The 20,066-nt window shown below is 70.3% G+C and carries 15 protein-coding genes; 11 read left to right on the plus strand and 4 right to left on the minus strand.

What is annotated here, in order from left to right; translation table 11 throughout:
* Positions 1-11: 11 nt before the first annotated feature.
* Positions 12-1,235 carry a trypsin-like serine peptidase gene (locus tag IE244_RS31075; RefSeq protein WP_191876892.1) on the minus strand — a complete coding sequence of 408 codons (1,224 nt, stop codon included), beginning with the start codon at positions 1,233-1,235 and terminating at the stop codon, positions 12-14.
* 399 nt (positions 1,236-1,634) lie between these two features.
* Between IE244_RS31075 and IE244_RS31080 the strand changes: the two genes are divergently transcribed.
* The 4 genes from IE244_RS31080 (at position 1,635) to IE244_RS31095 (ending at position 8,313) form a co-directional block, all read left to right on the plus strand.
* On the plus strand, positions 1,635-3,089 hold the full coding sequence (locus tag IE244_RS31080) for a diaminobutyrate--2-oxoglutarate transaminase family protein (RefSeq protein ID WP_373305796.1): 1,455 nt from the start codon (positions 1,635-1,637) through the stop codon (positions 3,087-3,089).
* Positions 3,090-3,362: 273 nt separating this feature from the next.
* Complete coding sequence (locus IE244_RS31085) at positions 3,363-5,309, plus strand: IucA/IucC family protein (RefSeq protein ID WP_191876893.1); 1,947 nt, start codon at positions 3,363-3,365, stop codon at positions 5,307-5,309.
* Positions 5,310-5,377: 68 nt separating this feature from the next.
* Positions 5,378-6,184: a GNAT family N-acetyltransferase gene (locus IE244_RS31090; RefSeq protein WP_191876894.1), complete on the plus strand. Its 807-nt coding sequence runs from the start codon at positions 5,378-5,380 to the stop codon at positions 6,182-6,184.
* A gap of 137 nt (positions 6,185-6,321) precedes the next feature.
* Positions 6,322-8,313, plus strand: coding sequence for an ATP-dependent DNA helicase (locus IE244_RS31095; protein WP_191876895.1), 1,992 nt, complete (start codon positions 6,322-6,324; stop codon positions 8,311-8,313).
* A 172-nt stretch (positions 8,314-8,485) separates the two neighbouring features.
* On the opposite strand, the gene lexA is transcribed toward IE244_RS31095, so the two are convergent.
* Positions 8,486-9,265, minus strand: a complete 780-nt coding sequence (gene lexA / locus IE244_RS31100) for a transcriptional repressor LexA (RefSeq protein ID WP_031165691.1) — start codon at positions 9,263-9,265, stop codon at positions 8,486-8,488.
* A 564-nt stretch (positions 9,266-9,829) separates the two neighbouring features.
* On the opposite strand from lexA, the gene nrdR reads away from it, so the two are divergent.
* Together nrdR and IE244_RS31110 are read left to right on the plus strand one after the other, a co-directional pair.
* A complete protein-coding gene (gene nrdR / locus IE244_RS31105) occupies positions 9,830-10,381 on the plus strand; it encodes a transcriptional regulator NrdR (RefSeq protein WP_191876896.1) in 552 nt (183 codons plus the stop codon).
* Between the two features lie 164 nt (positions 10,382-10,545).
* Positions 10,546-13,440, plus strand: coding sequence for a vitamin B12-dependent ribonucleotide reductase (locus tag IE244_RS31110; protein WP_191876897.1), 2,895 nt, complete (start codon positions 10,546-10,548; stop codon positions 13,438-13,440).
* A gap of 51 nt (positions 13,441-13,491) precedes the next feature.
* Here the strand turns inward: IE244_RS31110 and IE244_RS31115 are convergent, their stop codons facing one another.
* Complete coding sequence (locus IE244_RS31115; RefSeq protein ID WP_191876898.1) at positions 13,492-14,019, minus strand: TerD family protein; 528 nt, start codon at positions 14,017-14,019, stop codon at positions 13,492-13,494.
* A gap of 151 nt (positions 14,020-14,170) precedes the next feature.
* On the opposite strand from IE244_RS31115, the gene IE244_RS31120 reads away from it, so the two are divergent.
* From IE244_RS31120 to IE244_RS31130, 3 genes are all read left to right on the plus strand, one after another.
* A complete protein-coding gene (locus tag IE244_RS31120) occupies positions 14,171-14,776 on the plus strand; it encodes a YdbC family protein (protein ID WP_191876899.1) in 606 nt (201 codons plus the stop codon).
* A 152-nt stretch (positions 14,777-14,928) separates the two neighbouring features.
* Positions 14,929-15,588 (plus strand): histidine phosphatase family protein, encoded by a 660-nt coding sequence (locus tag IE244_RS31125; protein WP_191876900.1) that lies wholly within the window; start codon positions 14,929-14,931, stop codon positions 15,586-15,588.
* A 12-nt stretch (positions 15,589-15,600) separates the two neighbouring features.
* Positions 15,601-16,506, plus strand: a complete 906-nt coding sequence (locus IE244_RS31130; protein WP_191876901.1) for an ADP-ribosylglycohydrolase family protein — start codon at positions 15,601-15,603, stop codon at positions 16,504-16,506.
* A gap of 399 nt (positions 16,507-16,905) precedes the next feature.
* Here the strand turns inward: IE244_RS31130 and IE244_RS31135 are convergent, their stop codons facing one another.
* Positions 16,906-18,453, minus strand: a complete 1,548-nt coding sequence (locus IE244_RS31135; RefSeq protein ID WP_191876902.1) for an MFS transporter — start codon at positions 18,451-18,453, stop codon at positions 16,906-16,908.
* 185 nt (positions 18,454-18,638) lie between these two features.
* Here IE244_RS31135 and IE244_RS31140 point away from each other — a divergent pair, with 185 nt between their 5' ends.
* Together IE244_RS31140 and rnhB are read left to right on the plus strand one after the other, a co-directional pair.
* The gene (locus IE244_RS31140; protein WP_191876903.1) at positions 18,639-19,262 is read left to right on the plus strand and encodes a TetR/AcrR family transcriptional regulator; all 624 of its coding nucleotides are present in this window, start codon (positions 18,639-18,641) and stop codon (positions 19,260-19,262) included.
* A gap of 83 nt (positions 19,263-19,345) precedes the next feature.
* Positions 19,346-20,047, plus strand: coding sequence for a ribonuclease HII (rnhB, locus tag IE244_RS31145; protein WP_191876904.1), 702 nt, complete (start codon positions 19,346-19,348; stop codon positions 20,045-20,047).
* The last annotated feature ends 19 nt before the right edge of the window (positions 20,048-20,066 follow it).

Here is a 20,066-nt window from a genome sequence, read left to right on the forward strand (position 1 = left end):
CGCGACCGCGCTTACTGCCCGGCGAACTTCTTGCTCACCGACTCGTACACGCCCTTGGCCACGGGGCCCAGCCGAGGACCGGCCAGCCAGCCCGAGGTCACCGGGCCGATGGAGGTGTTGGACACCAGTGCCGGCTTGCCGTCGGTACCGGTCTCCACCCAGCCGCCTCCGGAGGAGCCCGCGGTCATCGTGCAGCCGATCCGGTACATCGTCGGCTCCGCCTGGGCCAGGGACAGCCGCCCGGGCTTGTCCTTGCACTGGTACAGCGACTGACCGTCGAACGGAGCCGCCTCCGGGTACCCGGACGCGGTGATGCTGCTGACCTTCGGCACCGCTGGAGCGTTGAAGTTCACCGGCAGCGCCCCGCCGACGGTCTCCTCCAGCGACTTGCCGCTGCCGCCCTGCTCCGGCGTCACATGGATCACCGCGTAGTCGTACGAGGCACCGTTGCCGCCGGTCTCGCCGCCCTGGTCGATCCACTGCTGCGAGGTCTGCGCCGCGTCCGCCCACCAGACGCCGTACGGGGCGATCTCCGACCTGGTGGCCTTCTGCAGCTGGTCGGCCGGCTTGGCGGAGTTGTTGTACGACGGCACGAAGGCCATGTTGCGGTACCAGCCGCCCTTCTTGCCGGCGTGCACACAGTGACCGGCCGTCCAGACCAGGTTGGACTTGCCCGGGTGGGCCGGGTCCTCCACGACCGTGCCGGAGCACACCATGTGGCCCTCGGGGGAGTCGAAGAACACCTTGCCCGAGGCGGGCGCGTTGGTGTGGTACGGCGACGCCACCGCCTGGGCCTTCACGGGCTGCGGGGTCGGGTCCGTCACACCCTGGTCACCGGAGATGTCGTTGTCGTTGACCCCCTTGTTCGGGTCGTTGGCGTGGCGCATCCGGCTCGGGTCCCACAGGCCCTTGATGATCGGGTTGATGAAGTCGTTGGCCTCGCGCAGCCAGTCCTTCTTGTTCCAGTTCTTCCAGGCGCCGTTCTTCCACTTGTCGACGTCGATCCCGTGGTCCTTGAGCTTCTGCTTCAGGTCGTCCGGGATCCTGATCTTTCCGTCGCCGGTGCTGACCGCGGTCGCCGAGGCGGACGGAGTGCCGCCGGCGTTGTCGTCGCCGTTGCAGGCGGTGGCGGTCAGCGCCAGCGTTGAGGCGAGGGCGACCGCCGCCAGTGCGGGGGAGCTACGGCGGGGGCCCCTCCCTCGCTGAGCGGTGAACGACGGTCGTATGGATCGCATGCTGGTGACTCCCCGTGTGGTGAAGGTACTCGGCGCTTCGGCCGTGACACCGGCCGTGACCCCACAGGGAGTTCACGCCGGTCCCACGGCCGCATGGGAACGGCATCACACACTATGCGGTCCCTGTGGGGGAGTTCCGATGGAACGGCAACGGTTCGGCTACAAGCCGTCTGACCTGGCCAATCATCCGGAGATCTCCCGGTTTGACGTTCACTCACCACTAACGTCCGGCGGATCGCCGTCCCTCTTCGCCCACCGTGCCCACCCGTTCCCGGAAATGATCTTGAGGAAACCCGTAACCCGTCGAACAGAGCGGGGTTGTAGCGGTGGGGGGCCAGCTGCCTGCATCCGGTCCCCGTGGATCAACACGCCTCTAAGCAGCGGGGAGGACAGCGCGCCGTGGCCGTAACGGAGTCGATGGCTGGAGGCCTGCACGGGGAAGCGCGGGCCGTGCACGAGGGAATCCTCAGACGCCAGTCGGCGCGCGAGTCCTCCGCCCGTACCTACGCCCGGGCCCTGCCGATCGTGCCGGTCCGGGCCCGGGGGCTCACCATCGAGGGCGCCGACGGCCGCCGCTATCTGGACTGCCTCTCCGGCGCGGGCACACTCGCCCTCGGCCACAATCACCCGGTCGTCCTGGAAGCCATCCGCAGGGTCCTGGACTCCGGCGCTCCGCTCTCCGTCCTGGACCTCGCGACCCCCGTCAAGGACGCCTTCATCACCGAGCTGTTCCGTACCCTCCCACCCGGCCTCGCCGACCGCGCCCGGGTCCAGTTCTGCGGACCGGCCGGTACCGATGCCGTCGAGGCCGCGCTCAAACTGGTCCGGGCCGCGACCGGCCGCACCGGCGTCCTCGCCTTCACCGGGGCCTACCACGGCATGACCGCCGGTGCCCTGGCCGCCTCCGGCGGTGCCCTGGACGTCCAGGTCGCCCGCCTGCCCTATCCGCAGGACTACCGCTGCCCCTTCGGCGTGGGCGGACCGCGCGGGGCCGCGCTCTCCGCCCGCTGGACCGAGTCCCTTCTGGACGACCCCAAGTCCGGCGTGCCCCTGCCCGCGGGCATGATCCTCGAACCCGTGCAGGGCGAGGGCGGGGTGATCCCCGGGCCGGACGACTGGCTGCGCCGTATGCGACAGCTCACGGCTGACCGTTCCATCCCGCTGATCGCCGACGAGATCCAGACCGGCGTGGGCCGGACCGGCGCCTTCTGGGCCGTCGACCACAGCGGCATCAGCCCCGACGTCATGGTCCTGTCCAAGGCCATCGGCGGCAGCCTCCCGCTGGCCGTGATCGTCTACCGCGACGACCTCGACGTCTGGCCACCCGGCGCCCACGCGGGAACCTTCCGCGGCAACCAGCTCGCCATGGCCGCGGGCACCGCGACCCTCAGCCACGTCCGGGAGAACGGCCTCGCCGAACGAGCCGCCGGCCTCGGCACCCGCATGCTGGACCAACTCGGGGAACTGGCCCGCTCGTTCGCGTGCGTCGGAGAGGTGCGGGGACGCGGGCTGATGATCGGGGTCGAACTGGTCGACCCCGACGGCACCGGAGCCGGGCCCGGCGAGACCCCTCCCACGTCCGCCGGTCCCAAGCCCCGCTCCGCGCCGCGCCGGGCCGCTCCCGAACTCGCCGCGGCCGTACAGCGGGAGTGCCTCCAGCGAGGGCTGATCGTCGAACTCGGCGGCCGGCACTCGGCCGTGGTCCGGCTGCTTCCCCCGCTCACGATCAGCGACGAACAGGCCGCAGCCGTACTGGACCGTCTGGCGGACGCGGTGACAGCGGTGGCCCGCGCCCACGAGGAACACGGCCCGCACCGCGGCCGGGACCACGGCCCTGCCCCGCGCACCGGCTGACAGCCGCACCGACACCGCCCGGCCGCCGAGGCCGGCACCAGCCTCCCTGACCCCTTCCCGTCCAACCGCTCTCCCCGGTAAGGACAATCGGGCCGACAGCGGCCTCCCACGACACACAGCCCTCTCGTTCACGCCCGCTCTCAGCGCCGACGCGGCCCTCCGGCGCCGCCCGCGCAACCGTCGACGCGGCGAGGCCGACCGCCGGTCACGGGGCAGCGGCGAGCGAGCGACCGGGCGAACACCGCACCACCCAGCCAGCCACGAGGAGCCGTCATGAACGCCAACCCCACTCCCGACGGCAACTCCGGTGCTCCCGACGAACAGGGAGACCCCGGCATTCCGGCCTCCCCTGTGCCGCTCGCCGAGGCGGTTCCCCAGCAGAAGAGACGGACCGTCGATCTCAGCCGCGTGACCGAGGCCGGCGCCGACCTGCTGGAGCATCCCGACCCGCGCGCCGCGGCCCAGGCCGCCGCCGTGGACAACCTGTTGCGATGCTGGGTACGGGAGAGCAACCTCGCAGCCCCCCACAGCGGCACCCTCTGCCTCCCGCTGCCGGCCAGCGGCACGTCCCTGCTCGTGCCGGTCCGCTACTGGTCGGCCACCGGCCTGCACCGCTTCGGCCCACCCCGCCTGATCGGCGCCCCGGCGGCCGCTCCCGCGGTCGACGCCGTCACCTTGGCGGCCCTGCTCGTCCGCGAGACGGCCGGCGACAGCGGCGGCACCGCCTCCGCCGAGGAACCCACCGGTGTCGGCCACGGCGATCTCGTGGCCAGGGTGGCGGACTCCCAGCGCCGCACGGCGGCCTTCCTCCACGACCGGCGCGAGCACCCCACCGATCCCCCCGACCTGTTCCTCTCCGCCGAGCAGGCCCTCCTCCTCGGACACCCCCTGCACCCGACCCCCAAGAGCCGGGAAGGCCTGACCGAGTCCGAAGCCCGGCTGTACGCACCAGAGCTGCGCGGCTGCTTCGCCCTGCACTGGATGGCCGTCGCGCCCTCGCTGCTCGCCACCGACTCCGCCTGGACCGAACGGGGCCGGCCCGTTCCCGCCGCCGACCTCGTCCGGCGCCTCGCCGAAACGGGCCTTCCCGTGCCCGGGGACTACGCCGCCCTCCCGCTGCACCCGTGGCAGGCCCGCGAGCTGCGCCACCGCGAACCCGTCGCCGCCCTGCTCGACTCCGGACTCCTGCGCGACCTCGGGCCTCTCGGCACCGCCTGGCATCCCACCTCCTCCGTCCGCACGGTGTACCGGTCGGGCGCCCCCGCGATGCTCAAGTTGTCGCTAGGCCTGAGCATCACCAACTCCCGCCGCGAGAACCTGCGCAAGGAACTCCACCGGGGAGTCGAGGTGCACCGGCTGCTGCGCACCGGCCTGTCCCGGCGATGGCAGGCCGCCCACCCCTGCTTCGACATCGTCCGCGACCCGGCCTGGCTCGCCGTCGACACCCCGGACGGCCTGCCTGTGCCCGGACTCGACGTGGTGATCAGGCACAACCCGTTCGCCCCGACCGACGACGTCGGCTGTGTCGCCGGACTCGTCTCGCCGCGACCCGTGCCCGAACCGGGCGGCGACTCCTCGCCCCGGCAGTCGGCCCGGCCCATGCGCTCCCGGCTGGCCCAGCTCGTCGAACGGCTCGCCGCGCGTACGGGCCGGCCGCTCGCGGCCGTTGCCGCGGAGTGGTTCCTCCGCTACCTGGAACAGGTCGTGCGACCCGTGCTCTGGCTGGACAGCGAGGCCGGTATCGCCCTCGAAGCCCACCAGCAGAACACCCTGCTCCTGCTCGACGGCGACGGCTGGCCCGCCGGCGGTCGCTACCGCGACAACCAGGGCTACTACTTCCGTACGTCCCGGCGAGCCGAACTGAGCGCCCGGCTGCCCGGTATCGGTGAGCACAGCGACACCTTCGTCCCCGACGAGGTGACCGACGAACGCTTCGCCTACTACCTCGCCATCAACAACGTGCTCGGCCTGATCGGCGCGTTCGGCTCCCAGCGCCTCGTCGACGAGCGACTCCTCCTCGCGGCCTTCCGCCGCTTCCTCACCGAGGCCGCCACAGGGCCCACCGCACTGCGCAGCCCCCTTCCCGGCCTCCTGCTCGACGCACCCGTCCTGCGCTGCAAGGCCAACCTGCTGACCCGCCTGCACGGCCTGGACGAACTCGTCGGCCCGGTCGACACCCAGTCCGTCTACGTCACCATCGCCAACCCCCTTCACCCCTGAACGCACCGCACGATCTCCCGGCACTTCCGAGGAACATGAACCACCTCGTCTCCTGAGAGGAGCGCATCTTGCCTCCCACCGACGCGAACGCCGACCCGGGCCCCGGTACCGCCCGACCGGGCGCCCCCGCCGCCCCGGGCGTCCCGGCCCACCGGGGCTCCGCCGACCCACGAGGCGACGGCGCGGCCACCCGGGGCATCCCCTTCGCCGGGTTCGCCGTCGAGGACGACGACGCGGACTGCGAGGACACGCTGGACCTGCATCTGCCCCCGGACTTCCTGCGCCTCTTCGCCGGCGGGGCGGCCTGTCTCCTGGACCAGCCGCACACGTGGGGCGCCGTGCTCACCCGCGTCGGTTCCTTCCAGCTCGTCCCCGTGCGCATCGACGACGACCTGCCGCTCATCCACCGCTGGATGAACGACCCCGCCGTCTCGGCGTTCTGGCAGCTGGCCGGGCCCCGGACCCGGACGGAGGACCACCTGCGCACCCAGCTCGACGGCGACGGACGCAGCGTGCCGTGTCTCGGCGTCCTGGACGGCACACCGATGAGCTACTGGGAGATCTACCGGGCGGACCTGGACCCGCTGGCCCGCCACTATCCGGCCCGCCCCCATGACACCGGCATCCACCTCCTCGTCGGTGCGGCCGCGGACCGAGGACGAGGGCTGGGATCCGCGCTGCTCCGCGCCGTGGCCGACCTGATCCTCGACCGGCGCCCCACGTGCGCACGGGTCGTGGCGGAACCCGCCCTGCACAACGCCCCCTCCATCGCGGCGTTCCTGAGCGCCGGCTTCCGGTTCGCCGACGAGGTCGACCTGCCCGGCAAGCGGTCCGCCCTCATGATCCGGGACCGTGCCCTGAGGGATGTGCTGTAGCTCACTGCGACGACATCGTCACCCTTGGTGCACCGCTCGCCCGCCCCGCCACCCACCAGGAGCCAGGCCGTGATCCCGCCCTCCCCACCCGCCTTGATCCCCCCTTTGTCAGTGCCGGGCCGTAGGGTGGTCGGGCTATGACGAAGCCCTCACTCCCCGAACTCCTGCACGCCGCCGTCACAGCTGTCGGCGGTACGGAGCGCCCTGGCCAGGTGACCATGGCCGAAGCGGTCGCCGAGGCGATCGACGACGGATCCCACCTGCTGGTGCAGGCCGGCACCGGCACCGGTAAGTCGCTCGGCTACCTCGTGCCGGCGCTCGCGCACGGGGAACGCGTGGTCGTCGCCACGGCCACGCTCGCGCTGCAGCGCCAGCTCGTGGAGCGCGACCTGCCCCGCACGGTCGACGCCCTGCATCCGCTGCTGCGCCGCCGCCCGGAGTTCGCGATGCTCAAGGGCCGCTCGAACTACCTGTGCCTGCACCGCCTGCACGAGGGCATGCCGCAGGACGAGGAGGACGGCCTCTTCGACCAGTTCGAGGCCGCCGCGCCCACCAGCAAGCTGGGCCAGGACCTCCTGCGGCTGCGCGACTGGTCGGACGAGACGGAGACAGGTGACCGGGACGATCTCACTCCGGGTGTCTCGGACCGTGCCTGGGCGCAGGTGTCGGTGTCGTCGCGGGAGTGCCTGGGCGCGTCGAAGTGTGCGTACGGCGCCGAGTGCTTCGCCGAGATGGCCCGCGAGCGTGCCAAGCTCGCCGAGGTCGTGGTCACGAACCACGCCCTGCTCGCCATCGACGCCATCGAGGGCGCGCCGGTGCTGCCGCAGCACGAAGTGCTGATCGTGGACGAGGCGCATGAACTCGTCTCCCGGGTCACCGGTGTCGCGACCGGCGAACTCACCACCGGCCAGGTCAATCGAGCGGTGCGCCGGGCGGCCAAGCTCGTCGACGAGAAGGCCGCCGACCAGCTCCAGACCGCCGCCGAGGGCTTCGAGCGGCTGATGGAGCTGGCCCTGCCGGGCCGCCTGGAGGAGATCCCGGAAGACCTCGGCTACGCCCTCATGGCACTGCGGGACGCCGCGCGCACGGTCATCAGCGCGCTCGGCTCGACCCGCGACAAGTCGGTCCAGGACGAGGACGCGGTCCGCAAACAGGCGCTCGCCTCGGTGGAGACGGTGCACGACGTGGCCGAGCGGGTCCTGAACGGCTCGGAGTGGGACGTCGTGTGGTACGAGCGGCACGACCGCTTCGGCGCGTCCCTGCGGGTCGCTCCCATGTCGGTCTCGGGCCTGCTCAGGGAGAAGCTCTTCGCCGACCGCGCTGTCGTCCTCACCTCCGCGACCTTCAAGCTGGGCGGTGACTTCAACGGCGTCGGAGCGTCGCTGGGCCTCGGCCCCGAGGGGAAGGAGGGCGAGGACCTGCCCGCGTGGAAGGGCGTCGATGTCGGCTCGCCCTTCGACTACCCGAGGCAGGGCATCCTCTACGTCGCCAAGCACCTCGCGCGGCCCGCGCGCGACGGCGAGCGTTCCGACATGCTCGACGAGCTGACCGAGCTCATCCAGGCGGCGGGGGGCCGTACTCTCGGGCTGTTCTCGTCCATGCGGGCCGCGCAGCACGCGGCGGAGGAGCTGCGCTCCCGGATCCCCGAGTTCCCGATCCTGCTCCAGGGCGAGGAGACCCTGGGTGAGCTGATCAAGAACTTCGCGGCCGACCCGAAGACGTGCCTGTTCGGCACGCTGTCCCTGTGGCAGGGGGTCGACGTCCCCGGCCCCAGCTGCCAGCTGGTCGTCATGGACAAGATCCCGTTCCCCCGCCCCGACGATCCCCTGATGAGCGCCCGGCAGAAGGCGGTGGAGGACGCGGGCGGCAACGGCTTCATGGCGGTGGCCGCCACCCATGCGGCGCTGCTCATGGCCCAGGGCGCCGGCCGGCTGGTCCGTGCCTCGGGGGACCGGGGTGTGGTCGCCGTACTGGATCAGCGGCTGGCCACCGCGCGGTACGGCGGTTACCTGAAGACGTCACTCCCGGACTTCTGGTACACCACGGACCGCAACCAGGTCCGCAAGTCCCTCGCCTCGATCGACGCGGCGGCCAGGGAGGCGGAGGCGCGGCAGGCGGAGGCGAAGTGATCGTGGGGCGGCCCGACCCGGCAACGGTCGGGCCACCCCACGATGCGCCGCGAGGAGGCGTCCGGGAGACAAAGGCGCTGGGACCCTCTGGACGCAGCTGGGCCCCGGAACCGGCGCAGGGGTTCCGGGGCCCGGTCAGGGAGCGAGCAGCCGTGCGGCCCGCCCGCGGGCGTCACACGCGCCGCAGCACCGCGACGACCTTGCCCAGGATGGTCGCGTCGTCGCCGGGGATCGGCTCGTAGGCCGCGTTGTGCGGGAGGAGCCAGACATGGCCGTCCTCGCGCTTGAAGCGCTTGACGGTGGCTTCGCCGTCGAGCATGGCCGCCACGATGTCGCCGTTCTCGGCGACCGGCTGACGGCGCACGGTGACCCAGTCGCCGTCGCAGATCGCGGCCTCGATCATGGAGTCGCCGACGACCTTGAGGACGAACAGTTCACCGTCGCCGACGAGCTGGCGGGGGAGAGGGAAGACGTCCTCGACGGACTCCTCCGCGAGGATGGGGCCACCGGCGGCGATACGGCCGACCAGCGGGACGTAGGACGCGGCGGGCTTGCCGGCGGTGTCCGTGGGCTGCACGGTCACGGCCTGGTCGGAGCCGCGCACCTCGTACGCGCGCGGACGGTGCGGGTCGCGGCGCAGGAAGCCCTTGCGCTCCAGTGCCATGAGCTGATGCGCGACCGAGGAGGTGCTGGAGAGGCCGACGGCCTGGCCGATCTCCCGCATCGACGGCGGATAGCCGCGCCGCTGTACGGAGTCACGGATGACTTCGATCACGCGACGCTGTCGGTCGGTGAGTCCGGAGCTGTCCGCCCGGATTCCTGGAGGTCGGCCCGGCAGGGAGCGCTTGTGCCCTTCGGGATGCGCGGCTTCGTTCATCACGTGTACCGGCTCGACTCGGCCCTGGGAGCGGTCCTGGGCAGTGATGGTGGCACTGTCTGCGGTGGTGGTCACGTCGGCCCCTCTCGATGGTCTCCCTGCTGGACAACGGTAGTTGCTTTCGAAAGGTTGCGCCAAACACACGTTCGAGTGAAAAAGTGCGATTCACCGGACGTGATCGCGTGTCTGGGTGTATTGGTGACGCGCCACCTGGCGGGCAAAAGCGCCCATTGTTGTACTCTTCACCGCCGGGGTTGGCGACCTCGTGGGCCGCCGTCCCAGTCTGCCATCCGGAAGCCGGACGTCCGGGCCTCGGGTCCCTTCTGTGCCGGAGTCCCACGCGTCCTCCGTGCGGCGCCCACGGTATCTCCGTAAGCGTCACAGTGATACGGCTCCGCGCCGCGTGTCCCCGCGGTCACCTGTGTGCGGGATGTCCACCGCCCTTCCGGGGCGACACGCGAGTCCGCCTCGGTGTATGAGCCAATCCCCACATCTAGTGGTTGGATGGCTACAGCAGCCCACAAGTTGTGGTCCCCCCGGTCTGAGACTGCTCCGCGATCGCCTATGCTTAGGGCTGCTTCGCGGGGCCCATGAGGTCCGGTGAGGTTGTTGAGTCTGCTGTGAGGAGGGTTGGAGATCATGCACTGCCCCTTCTGCAGGCACCCCGACAGCCGTGTGGTCGACAGTCGTACGACCGACGACGGCACGTCGATCCGCAGGCGCCGTCAGTGCCCTGACTGCTCCCGTCGTTTCACGACCGTGGAGACGTGCTCGCTGATGGTGATCAAGCGGTCGGGGGTCACCGAGCCTTTCAGCCGCGTCAAGGTCATCAACGGCGTGCGCAAGGCATGCCAGGGACGGCCTGTCACCGAGGACGCACTCGCCCAGCTCGGCCAGCGGGTCGAGGAGGCGCTGCGGGCCACCGGAAGCGCCGAGCTGACCACCCACGATGTGGGGCTGGCCATACTCGGCCCGTTGCAGGAGCTCGACCTCGTCGCCTATCTGCGATTCGCCTCCGTCTACCGGGCGTTCGACTCGCTCGAGGACTTCGAGGCCGCGATCGCGGAGCTGAGGGAGGCGCCGCGAGGCCCCGCCGCGGACGAGGAAGACGCGGGAGCGGGGAGCCAGGAAGACGATCGCGGGCCCGTCGGGACCACTCAGGTCCCCGTGCCCGTCCGCGCCGCCGACTGACCGGCGGGCCGGCGCCCGGGAGGAGACCGGGTTCCGGCCGGAAGGCGGCGACCTAAGACCTGTTGCGGGCGGCGGCTGAGGGTGCCCGCAACACAAGACAGAACACCGTGCCACGGGAACAAACGGGGCACTTCTGGGCGTTTTCGCCCGTACAGGGAGGCGGCATGACAGAGACGGCGAGCGGTCCGGCACGAGGTTCCCGAGCCAAGGGCGCCAAGGTCACCAAGGGGCTGCGTATCGACCGCATCCACACCACCCCCGGCGTGCACCCGTACGACGAGGTGTCGTGGGAGCGCCGTGACGTCGTCATGACCAACTGGCGCGACGGCTCGGTCAACTTCGAGCAGCGTGGCGTCGAGTTCCCCGACTTCTGGTCGGTGAACGCGGTCAACATCGTCACCAGCAAGTACTTCCGCGGTGCCGTCGGCACCCCGCAGCGCGAGACCAGCCTCAAGCAGCTGATCGACCGCATCGTGAAGACGTACCGGAAGGCCGGTGAGGACCACAGGTACTTCGCCTCGGCCGCCGACGCGGAGATCTTCGAGCACGAGCTGGCGTACGCCCTCCTGCACCAGATCTTCAGCTTCAACAGCCCCGTCTGGTTCAACGTGGGCACGTCGCAGCCCCAGCAGGTCTCCGCCTGCTTCATCCTGTCCGTCGACGACTCCATGGAGTCGATCCTCGACTGGTACAAGGAAGAGGGCATGATCTTCAAGGGCGGCTCCGGTGCCGGCCTGAACCTCTCCCGCATCCGCTCCTCCAAGGAGCTGCTGTCCTCCGGCGGCAACGCCTCCGGTCCCGTCTCCTTCATGCGCGGCGCCGACGCCTCCGCCGGCACCATCAAGTCCGGTGGTGCCACCCGCCGCGCCGCCAAGATGGTCGTGCTCGACGTCGACCACCCCGACATCGAGGACTTCATCCAGACCAAGGTCAGCGAGGAGGAGAAGATCCGCGTCCTGCGCGACGCGGGCTTCGACATGGACCTGGGCGGCGACGACATCACGTCCGTCCAGTACCAGAACGCCAACAACTCGGTCCGCGTGAACGACGAGTTCATGAACGCGGTCGAGCGCAACGGCCAGTTCGGCCTGCGGGCCCGGATGACCGGCGAGGTCATCGAGGAGGTCGACGCCAAGGCGCTCTTCCGCAAGATCGCCGAGGCCGCGTGGGCCTGCGCCGACCCGGGCATCCAGTACGACGACACCATCAACAACTGGCACACCTGCCCCGAGTCCGGCCGGATCACCGCGTCGAACCCGTGCAGCGAGTACATGCACCTGGACAACACGTCCTGCAACCTGGCCTCGCTGAACCTGATGAAGTTCCTGAAGGACGACGGCAAGGGCAACCAGTCCTTCGAGACCGAGCGCTTCCAGAAGGTCGTCGAGCTGGTCATCACCGCGATGGACATCTCGATCTGCTTCGCGGACTTCCCGACCCAGAAGATCGGCGAGAACACCCGCGCGTTCCGCCAGCTCGGCATCGGCTACGCCAACCTCGGCGCCCTGCTGATGGCCACCGGCCACGCCTACGACTCCGACGGCGGCCGCGCCCTGGCCGGCGCCATCACCTCCCTCATGACGGGTACGGCCTACCGTCGTTCCGCCGAGCTGGCCGCGGTCGTCGGCCCGTACGACGGCTACGCCCGCAACGCCGACGCCCACAACCGCGTCATGAAGCAGCACGCCGACGCCAACGGCACGGCCGTGCGCATGGACGACCTGGACACCCCGGTGTGGGCCGCCGCCACGGAGGCCTGGCAGGACGTCGTCCGTCTCGGTGAGAAGAACGGTTTCCGTAACTCCCAGGCGTCCGTCCTGGCCCCGACCGGCACCATCGGTCTCGCGATGTCCTGCGACACCACCGGTGTCGAGCCCGACCTGGCGCTCGTGAAGTTCAAGAAGCTGGTCGGCGGCGGCTCGATGCAGATCGTCAACGGCACCGTCCCGCAGGCCCTGCGCCGCCTGGGCTACCAGGAGGAGCAGATCGAGGCGATCGTCGCCCACATCGCCGAGCACGGCAATGTGATCGACGCTCCCGGCCTCAGGAACGAGCACTACGAGGTGTTCGACTGCGCCATGGGCGAGCGGGCCATCTCCCCGATGGGCCACGTCCGCATGATGGCCGCGATCCAGCCCTGGATCTCCGGCGCCATCTCCAAGACGGTCAACATGCCGGAGACGGCGACCGTCGAGGAGGTCGAGGAGATCTACTTCGAGGCCTGGAAGCTCGGCGTCAAGGCGCTCGCGATCTACCGCGACAACTGCAAGGTCGGCCAGCCGCTCTCCGCGAAGACCAAGGAGAAGGAGAAGGCCGAGGTCACCGAGAAGGCCGAGGCGACCATCCGCGAGACGGTCGAGAAGGTCATCGAGTACCGCCCGGTCCGCAAGCGCCTTCCCAAGGGCCGTCCCGGGATCACCACGTCCTTCACGGTCGGCGGCGCCGAGGGCTACATGACCGCCAACTCCTACCCGGACGACGGTCTCGGCGAGGTCTTCCTGAAGATGTCCAAGCAGGGCTCGACGCTCGCGGGCATGATGGACGCCTTCTCCATCGCGGTCTCCGTGGGCCTCCAGTACGGCGTGCCGCTGGAGACGTACGTCTCGAAGTTCACCAACATGCGCTTCGAGCCGGCCGGCATGACCGACGACCCGGACGTGCGGATGGCGCAGTCGATCGTCGACTACATCTTCCGACGCCTGGCGCTGGACTTCCTGCCCTTCGAGACCCGCTCCGCGCTCGGCATCCACTCCGCCGAGGAGCGTCAGCGGCACCTGGAGACCGGCTCCTACGAGCCCGCCGACGACGAGGTCGACGTCGAGGGCCTCGCCCAGTCGGCGCCGCGCGCCCAGGAGCTGAAGGCGGTCGCCGCGCCGAAGGCCGGGACCGAGGCGGCCCAGCCCGCCCCGAAGCAGGCCCACACCAGCGCCGAGCTGGTGGAGATGCAGCTGGGCATCCAGGCCGACGCCCCGCTGTGCTTCTCCTGCGGTACGAAGATGCAGCGGGCCGGTTCCTGCTACATCTGCGAGGGCTGCGGTTCGACCAGCGGCTGCAGCTGACGGTCCGCAGGTGAAGCGAGGGGCGCCGGCCGTGGCCGGCGCCCCTCGCCGTCACCGGGCCCTGCCCATGACCCGGGTGAAGGCCACCGGATCCTCCTCGAAGCCGTGCACACCGGGCCGGAAGGTCCACTCCCCGGAGTCGTCACGCACGAACTCGGCGATCGTGGCCGCCGTCGCCCCGAGGACGGAGCCGAAGTCGTCCTCGGCGAGCACGGTGTAGCCCTCGCGGACGCGCATGGCCGGATTCAGCACGTTGACGAACGCCGTGTGCCCGGACCGCTGTTGGATGACGACACCGACGACCACGCGCGCGTACCGGGCATCGAGCCGGTCCAGTTCCAGCGCCATGACCTCGTCCCAGCCGAAGCCCCTGCCGTCCGCGCTGTCCCGGTTGAGGAAGATCGTGCCGTCGGGTGAGCGGCTGTCGAAGTGCACCAGGTAGGCCGGATCCCCGTAGGCGTCGCCCGAGACGAACGTCGCCGCGACGATGTCGAGGTCGGTGGGCGGCCGGCCCGCCGGACTGGGGTCCCACTTGAGCCCGACCTCGACCTTGCGCAGTCCCTTGCTGAAGCCGGTCAACGGGCTTCCCCTTCCCCCTGTGGTTGCCATGCCCCAACTCCGGCGAAGTCAGGGCTTCTTGTCCATCGTGCCACGCGCGCCGGAGCGCATGCCCGGGTGATCTCCGCCAGAGCGTGACCGGCGCCACGCCCGGTGGCCTTACGATGGCGCGGTGCTGGTCAAGTGGATTCGCTGCACCGTGGTGGACCGCCGCGGCTTCGAGCGGGGGCAGCGGAAATGGGCGGGGCTTCTGGGGGAGCCGGGTTTCCGGGGGCAGGGTGGCGGCTGGAGCCGGCAGCGGCCCGGCGTCGCGCACATCTTCGCCTTCTGGGAGAGCCGCGCCTTCTACGACTCCTTCATGGCCCGCTCCCACGACCGCCTGGCGACCGCACAGTCCGGCACGTTCAAGGACGCCCAGGTCAAGCTCTTCGAGTACCGCTTCGATGTGAAGACGGGGTTCGAGCCGCGGTTCACCGACACCGATCTGATCCGCGTGGCCCTGTGCCGGATCCACGAGGAGCGCGTCGAGCACTTCACGCTGATGCAGGAGAAGGTCTGGAACCCCGCGATGGCCGGTTCGCCCGGGATGATCCGCGGGATGTTCGCCGAGGCACCCGAGCAGGAGTTCCTGGTCCTGTCGATGTGGCGGTCGGCGGCCGAGCACGGCAAGTACCGCACCGAGCGCGTGGAGCGCCTCGCGCTGCGCGCGCAGACCGAGGCCGACGTGGCGGCGCTCTCAGGCGACATCGTGGATCTCGAACCGTCCTGGACGGTCTGAGGCCGCCGGTGTGCGTTTGAAAAGCAAACGCGCACCCTGAAGGTGTGCGCGGTGCGTCCGGGAGGGGTCCGAGAGGTGCGATTCGTGTGACCTACGCTGTAGGGGGCCCGTACGAGTGCTCGACTTTCCCCCGTTCGATCTAGGGTTTTGGCATGGCACGACCACGGCGCATCGTCCTTGTCCGGCACGGCGAGTCAACGGGCAACATTGACGACTCCGTGTACGAGCGCGAACCCGACCACGCTCTCGCGCTGACGGAGCGCGGCTGGCGGCAGGCCGAGGAGACCGGCAAGAAGCTCCGGGAGGTCTTCGGCCGAGAACGCGTGAGCGTGTACGTCTCCCCTTACCGCCGGACGCACGAAACGCTGCGCGCCTTCCACCTCGACCCCGACCTCATACGCGTCCGGGAGGAGCCCAGGCTCCGCGAACAGGACTGGGGCAACTGGCAGGACCGCGACGACGTGCGCCTGCAGAAGGCCTACCGGGACGCGTACGGCCACTTCTTCTTCCGGTTCCCGCAGGGCGAGTCCGGCGCCGACGTGTACGACCGGGTCGGCGGCTTCCTCGAGAGCCTGTTCCGCAGCTTCGAGGCCCCGGACCATCCGCCGAACGTACTCCTGGTGACGCACGGACTCGCGATGCGGCTGTTCTGCATGCGCTGGTTCCACTGGACGGTCGCGGAATTCGAGTCGCTGTCGAACCCCGGGAACGCCGAGATGCGGATGCTCGTTCTCGGAGAGGACGGCAGGTACACGCTCGACCGGCCCTTCGGGCGCTGGCGGGAGCCGGTGCCGTTCTGGGTGAACGGATAGAGTGGCAGAGCGATGACCGCTGACTCCTCTTCCTCCGGGCGCCTTGAGCGCGCCCTGGCGAGCCTGCGCGGACTGGCCGTGGGGGACGCCCTGGGCTCCCAGTTCTTCGTTCCGGCGCACTACCCCCTGCTGAAGCGACGCGAGCTGCCCGAGGGGCCCTGGCAGTGGACGGACGACACCGAGATGGCGTCCTCCGTGGTCGCCGTACTCGCCGCCGAGCACCGGATCGACCAGGACGCGCTGGCCCGCTCCTTCGCCGAGCACCACGACTTCGACCGGGGCTACGGCCCCGCCGTCAACCGCCTGCTGAGACTCGTCCGGGAGGGCGGGGACTGGCGTGAGCTGGCCGCCGGGCTGTTCAACGGACAGGGGTCCTGGGGCAACGGAGCCGCGATGCGCATCGCACCCCTCGGCGCCTGGTACGCGGACGATCCGGAACAGGCGACCCACCAGGCGGAGATCTCGGCCTACCCGACCCATCAGCACCGTGAGGCCGTCGTCGGAGCCATGGCCGTGGCCGCGGCGGCGGCGCTGGCCGGTTCGCCGGACGGCCCGCCCAGCCCCGAGTCGCTCCTGGACGGCGTCATCGCCCTGGTGCCGAAGAGCGCCGTAGGCCAGGGACTCCGGCGCGCCCGGGACATGCTCGACTACGGCGACGCCGGCACCGTCGCGGCCGTGCTCGGTTGCGGACGGCGTACGACCGCCCACGACACCGTTCCGTTCGCCCTCTGGTCCGCCGCGCGGCGTCTCGGTGACTACGAGGCGGCGTTCTGGACGACGGCCGGGGTCGGCGGCGACGTGGACACGACCTGCGCGATCGTGGGCGGTGTGCTCGCCTCGGGAAAGGCGGGGGCTCCGCCCGCCGAGTGGGTGGAACGGGTCGAGGCGCTGCCGGAGTGGGTGCCGACGGGGCCCTGACGGGCCGGATGACCGGCTTGGCCCCCTCGGCTGGCCTTTTGCGCGCCCTGTGCGGGCACACGGGGGCGGATCGGCCACCTCCAGAACTCTCTGTGTCCGCCGGGAACTCTCCGTGACTGCCGCCCGTTCCTCCCCTGTCGGTCGCACGCCGCGGCACGCCGAGGCGTGCGGCTGCGGGCGGCGGACAGCCGGGAGAGCGCGACGGTCGGAGGGGGTGCGGAGATGGCACGCGTGGTGCCTGCGCTGGTGCTGCTTGCCGTGCCGGTCGCCGTGTTGCTTGCCGTGCTGGTTCTCGTGCGGGCGTCGGCGGGTCTGATGCGGCGGGCCGGACCGCCGCGGGGGCCGTTCGCCCTCTGGCGGCAGTCCGGCCGGCCGCGGCTGTGCGCGGGCCGGACGGGATCAGCCGATGCCCGGGCCGGCCACGCCGGCGAGGGAGTCGAGATCGCTCTTGCGGACCCTGATCACCAGCCAGGCGGTGACGAACGCTACGCCGGCCATCGCGGCAGCCGGCACGAAGGCGGTGGAGATGCCGTGGGCGAGCACGTCATGTCCCCAGGGCGCGGGCAGCTGGTGCGTCTTGGCGAAGTGGGCCTTCTGCTCCGGCGAACCGTTGGCGAGGAACTTCGGCAGTTGCTTCTTCGCCTCGTCCTTGGCCGCCGAGCCGAACACGGTCGTCAGGATGGACAGTCCGAGCGAACCGCCCACCTGCTGCATGGCGTTGAGGAGCCCGGACGCCGCGCCTGCCTCGTGCTGGGCGACGCCGGACACCGCCGTGACGGTGGCGGTGACGAAGTTCAGGCCCATGCCGAAGCCGAACGCCAGCATCGGCCCGAGCACTCCGCCGACGTAGGAGCTGTCCGGCCGGATGAAGGTCTGCCAGACCAGCCCGGTCAGCACGAGCGCCGAGCCGGCCATCATGAACGGCCTGGGGCCGAGCCTCGGAAGGAAGCGCTGGGACAGTCCCGCACCGACCGCGATCGCGACCGTCACGGGGAGGAAGGCCAGGCCGGCCTTGATGGCGCTGTAGCCGAGCACGTCCTGTACGAACAGCACGATGTAGAAGAACATGCCGAACATCGCCGCGGCGAGGCTCAGCATGATCACGTACGTGCCCCAGCGGTTGCGGTCCGAGAACATCCTGAGCGGGGTGATCGGCTCCTTCGCCCGCATCTCGGTGAGGACGAAGGCGAGCAGCAGGACCGCGGCCGCGGCGAACGAGCCGAGGGTGAGGCCGTTCCGCCAGCCGTTCTCCGAGGCGCGGATGAATCCGTAGACCAGCAGGGCCATACCCGCCGTCGAGGTCAGCGCGCCCGTGATGTCGAAGCGGCCCGGATGCCGCTGGGACTCGCTGATGTACAGCGGCGCGAGCGACGCGATCAGCACGCCGATCGGCACGTTCACGAACAGCACCCACCGCCAGTCGAGCCAGTCGGTGAGCATGCCGCCCGCCAGCAGTCCGATGGCGCCACCGCCCGCGGACACGGCGGCGAACACGCCGAAGGCCCGGTTGCGCTCCGGGCCTTCGGGGAACGTCGTGGTGATCAGCGCCAGCGACGTGGGCGAGGCGATCGCGCCGCCCACGCCCTGCAGGGCCCGCGCGGCCAGCAGCTGCCAGGGTTCCTGGGCGAGACCGCCCAGCAGCGAGGCGAAGGTGAACAGCAGGATGCCGGTCATGAACACCCGGCGGCGGCCGAGGATGTCGCCGGCCCGCGCACCGAGCAGCAGCAGGCCGCCGAAGGTGAGCGTGTAGGCGCTGACCACCCAAGTGAGGTCCGTGGTACTGAACCTGAGTGCGTCTTGAATGTGCGGGAGCGCGATGTTCACAATCGTCGCGTCGAGTACCACCATGAGTTGGCAGGCCGCGATGACGGTGAGTGCGATGCCGGGATGCCCCTCCCGGCGGGCCACGCCCGGTTTCGGGTCCTGAAGCAGTTGAGAGGTCGTCACTATGGGTTCCCCCTGAAGACATTAGTGAACGATCGCGTTCACTGTCGCGTTCACGGTAGTGAGTCCCCAACAGTGAACGCAAGCGTTCACTTGATCCCGCGCCCCGCCTCGCGTCCCCCTGTTGCTGCAGCGCGGCGCCCCCCGCCCCGGAATCCCCGCTTCCTTTGCATGTTGGAGAGACATAGATGGTTACCTCGCGCTGGACGGCCGTACCGGACCGGGCGGCTTCCCCCCGTCGGCGCGGCGTGGTGCTGGAGCGCGCGATCCTCGATGCCGCGCTGGAACAGCTCGGTGAGGTCGGCTGGAAAGGGCTGACCATGGAAGGTGTCGCAGCCGGCGCTCAGACCGGCAAGGCCGCGGTGTACCGCCGCTGGCCCTGCAAGGAGGACCTCGTCGCGGACGCGCTGGTGGCGGGACTGCCCCGGGTCGAGGAGGCCCCGGACCTCGGCAGCGTGCGTGAGGACCTTCTCGCTCTGTGCCGGCAGGTGCGGCGGATCATGTACTCCCGACCTGGTGTCGCGCTCCGCTCCGTCATTCACGAGTGCGATCAAACTCAGGCGGAGCGCTTCCATGAAGTGATCGTCGGAGGAGTGGTGGAGCCGACCGTCAAGCTCCTCCGTGAGGTCATCATCCGTGGAATAGGGCGGGGAGAGGTGCGATCGGACGCGGCCAACGGCTATGTCTTCGATGTCATCCCGGCGATGATGATGTACCGCTCGAAGATGTGCGCCAGCGAATGGATCGACCAGGATCTTGAGGAGATGATCGATCAGCTGATGCTTCCGCTGCTCCGGCCCCATGGAGGCTGAGCCCGCATACCGGCGCGACCTGTGCGGAGGTCGGTCGACCGGGGTGTCCGGTGACGATCCCGGCGGCGTACGCTAAGGGCGCCATGCCGTACGAACCACCTACCCACACCGTCGAGCGCTCCCTGCGCGCCACGACCGGAGCGAAGGTCATTGCCGGTATCGACGAGGTGGGGCGCGGCGCCTGGGCCGGACCTGTCACCGTCTGTGCCGCGATCACCGGGCTCCGCCGTGCGCCCGAGGGGCTGACCGATTCCAAGCTGCTCACGATCAAGCGGCGCACGGAACTGGCCACGATGCTTCGGACGTGGGTGACGGGATACGCGCTGGGGCATGCTTCCCCTGAGGAGATCGACGACCTGGGGATGACGGCCGCACTGCGGCTTGCCGCGGTCCGTGCTCTGGACGGCCTGCCGATGCGCCCCGACGCCGTGATCCTCGACGGGAAGCACGACTACCTCGGCGCTCCCTGGAAGGTCCGCACGGTGATCAAGGGCGACCGGTCGTGTGTGGCCGTCGCTGCGGCGTCGGTGATAGCCAAGGTTCAGCGCGACAAAATGATGGCCGAACTGGGTATCGACCATGCAGACTTCGGATTTGCGGACAACGCCGGGTATCCGTCGCCCGTGCACAAGGCCGCACTGGCGGAGTGGGGGCCCACCCCGCACCACCGCTTGTCGTGGGCGTATCTTGATGCGTTGCCTCAGTGGCGGCACCTCAAGAAGGTCCGCAGCTGGGCGGACGGAAGCGTTCCGGAAATCGAGGGTCAGCTCGGCTTCGATTTCTGACGGTTCTGCTCGCACTGAT

The sequence above is a fragment of the Streptomyces filipinensis genome, assembly GCF_014649495.1.
GTDB classification, from domain to species: Bacteria; Actinomycetota; Actinomycetes; order Streptomycetales; family Streptomycetaceae; genus Streptomyces; species Streptomyces filipinensis.

Excerpts from the sequence above, each read along its gene's own strand:
- IE244_RS31075 (WP_191876892.1), bottom strand. The coding sequence starts at position 1,235 with ATGCGATCCATACGACCGTCGTTCACCGCTCAGCGAGGGAGGGGCCCC.
- IE244_RS31085 (WP_191876893.1), top strand. The coding sequence starts at position 3,363 with ATGAACGCCAACCCCACTCCCGACGGCAACTCCGGTGCTCCCGACGAA.
- IE244_RS31095 (WP_191876895.1), top strand. The coding sequence starts at position 6,322 with ATGACGAAGCCCTCACTCCCCGAACTCCTGCACGCCGCCGTCACAGCT.
- nrdR (WP_191876896.1), top strand. The coding sequence starts at position 9,830 with ATGCACTGCCCCTTCTGCAGGCACCCCGACAGCCGTGTGGTCGACAGT.
- IE244_RS31110 (WP_191876897.1), top strand. The coding sequence starts at position 10,546 with ATGACAGAGACGGCGAGCGGTCCGGCACGAGGTTCCCGAGCCAAGGGC.
- IE244_RS31125 (WP_191876900.1), top strand. The coding sequence starts at position 14,929 with ATGGCACGACCACGGCGCATCGTCCTTGTCCGGCACGGCGAGTCAACG.
- IE244_RS31130 (WP_191876901.1), top strand. The coding sequence starts at position 15,601 with ATGACCGCTGACTCCTCTTCCTCCGGGCGCCTTGAGCGCGCCCTGGCG.
- IE244_RS31140 (WP_191876903.1), top strand. The coding sequence starts at position 18,639 with ATGGTTACCTCGCGCTGGACGGCCGTACCGGACCGGGCGGCTTCCCCC.
- rnhB (WP_191876904.1), top strand. The coding sequence starts at position 19,346 with ATGCCGTACGAACCACCTACCCACACCGTCGAGCGCTCCCTGCGCGCC.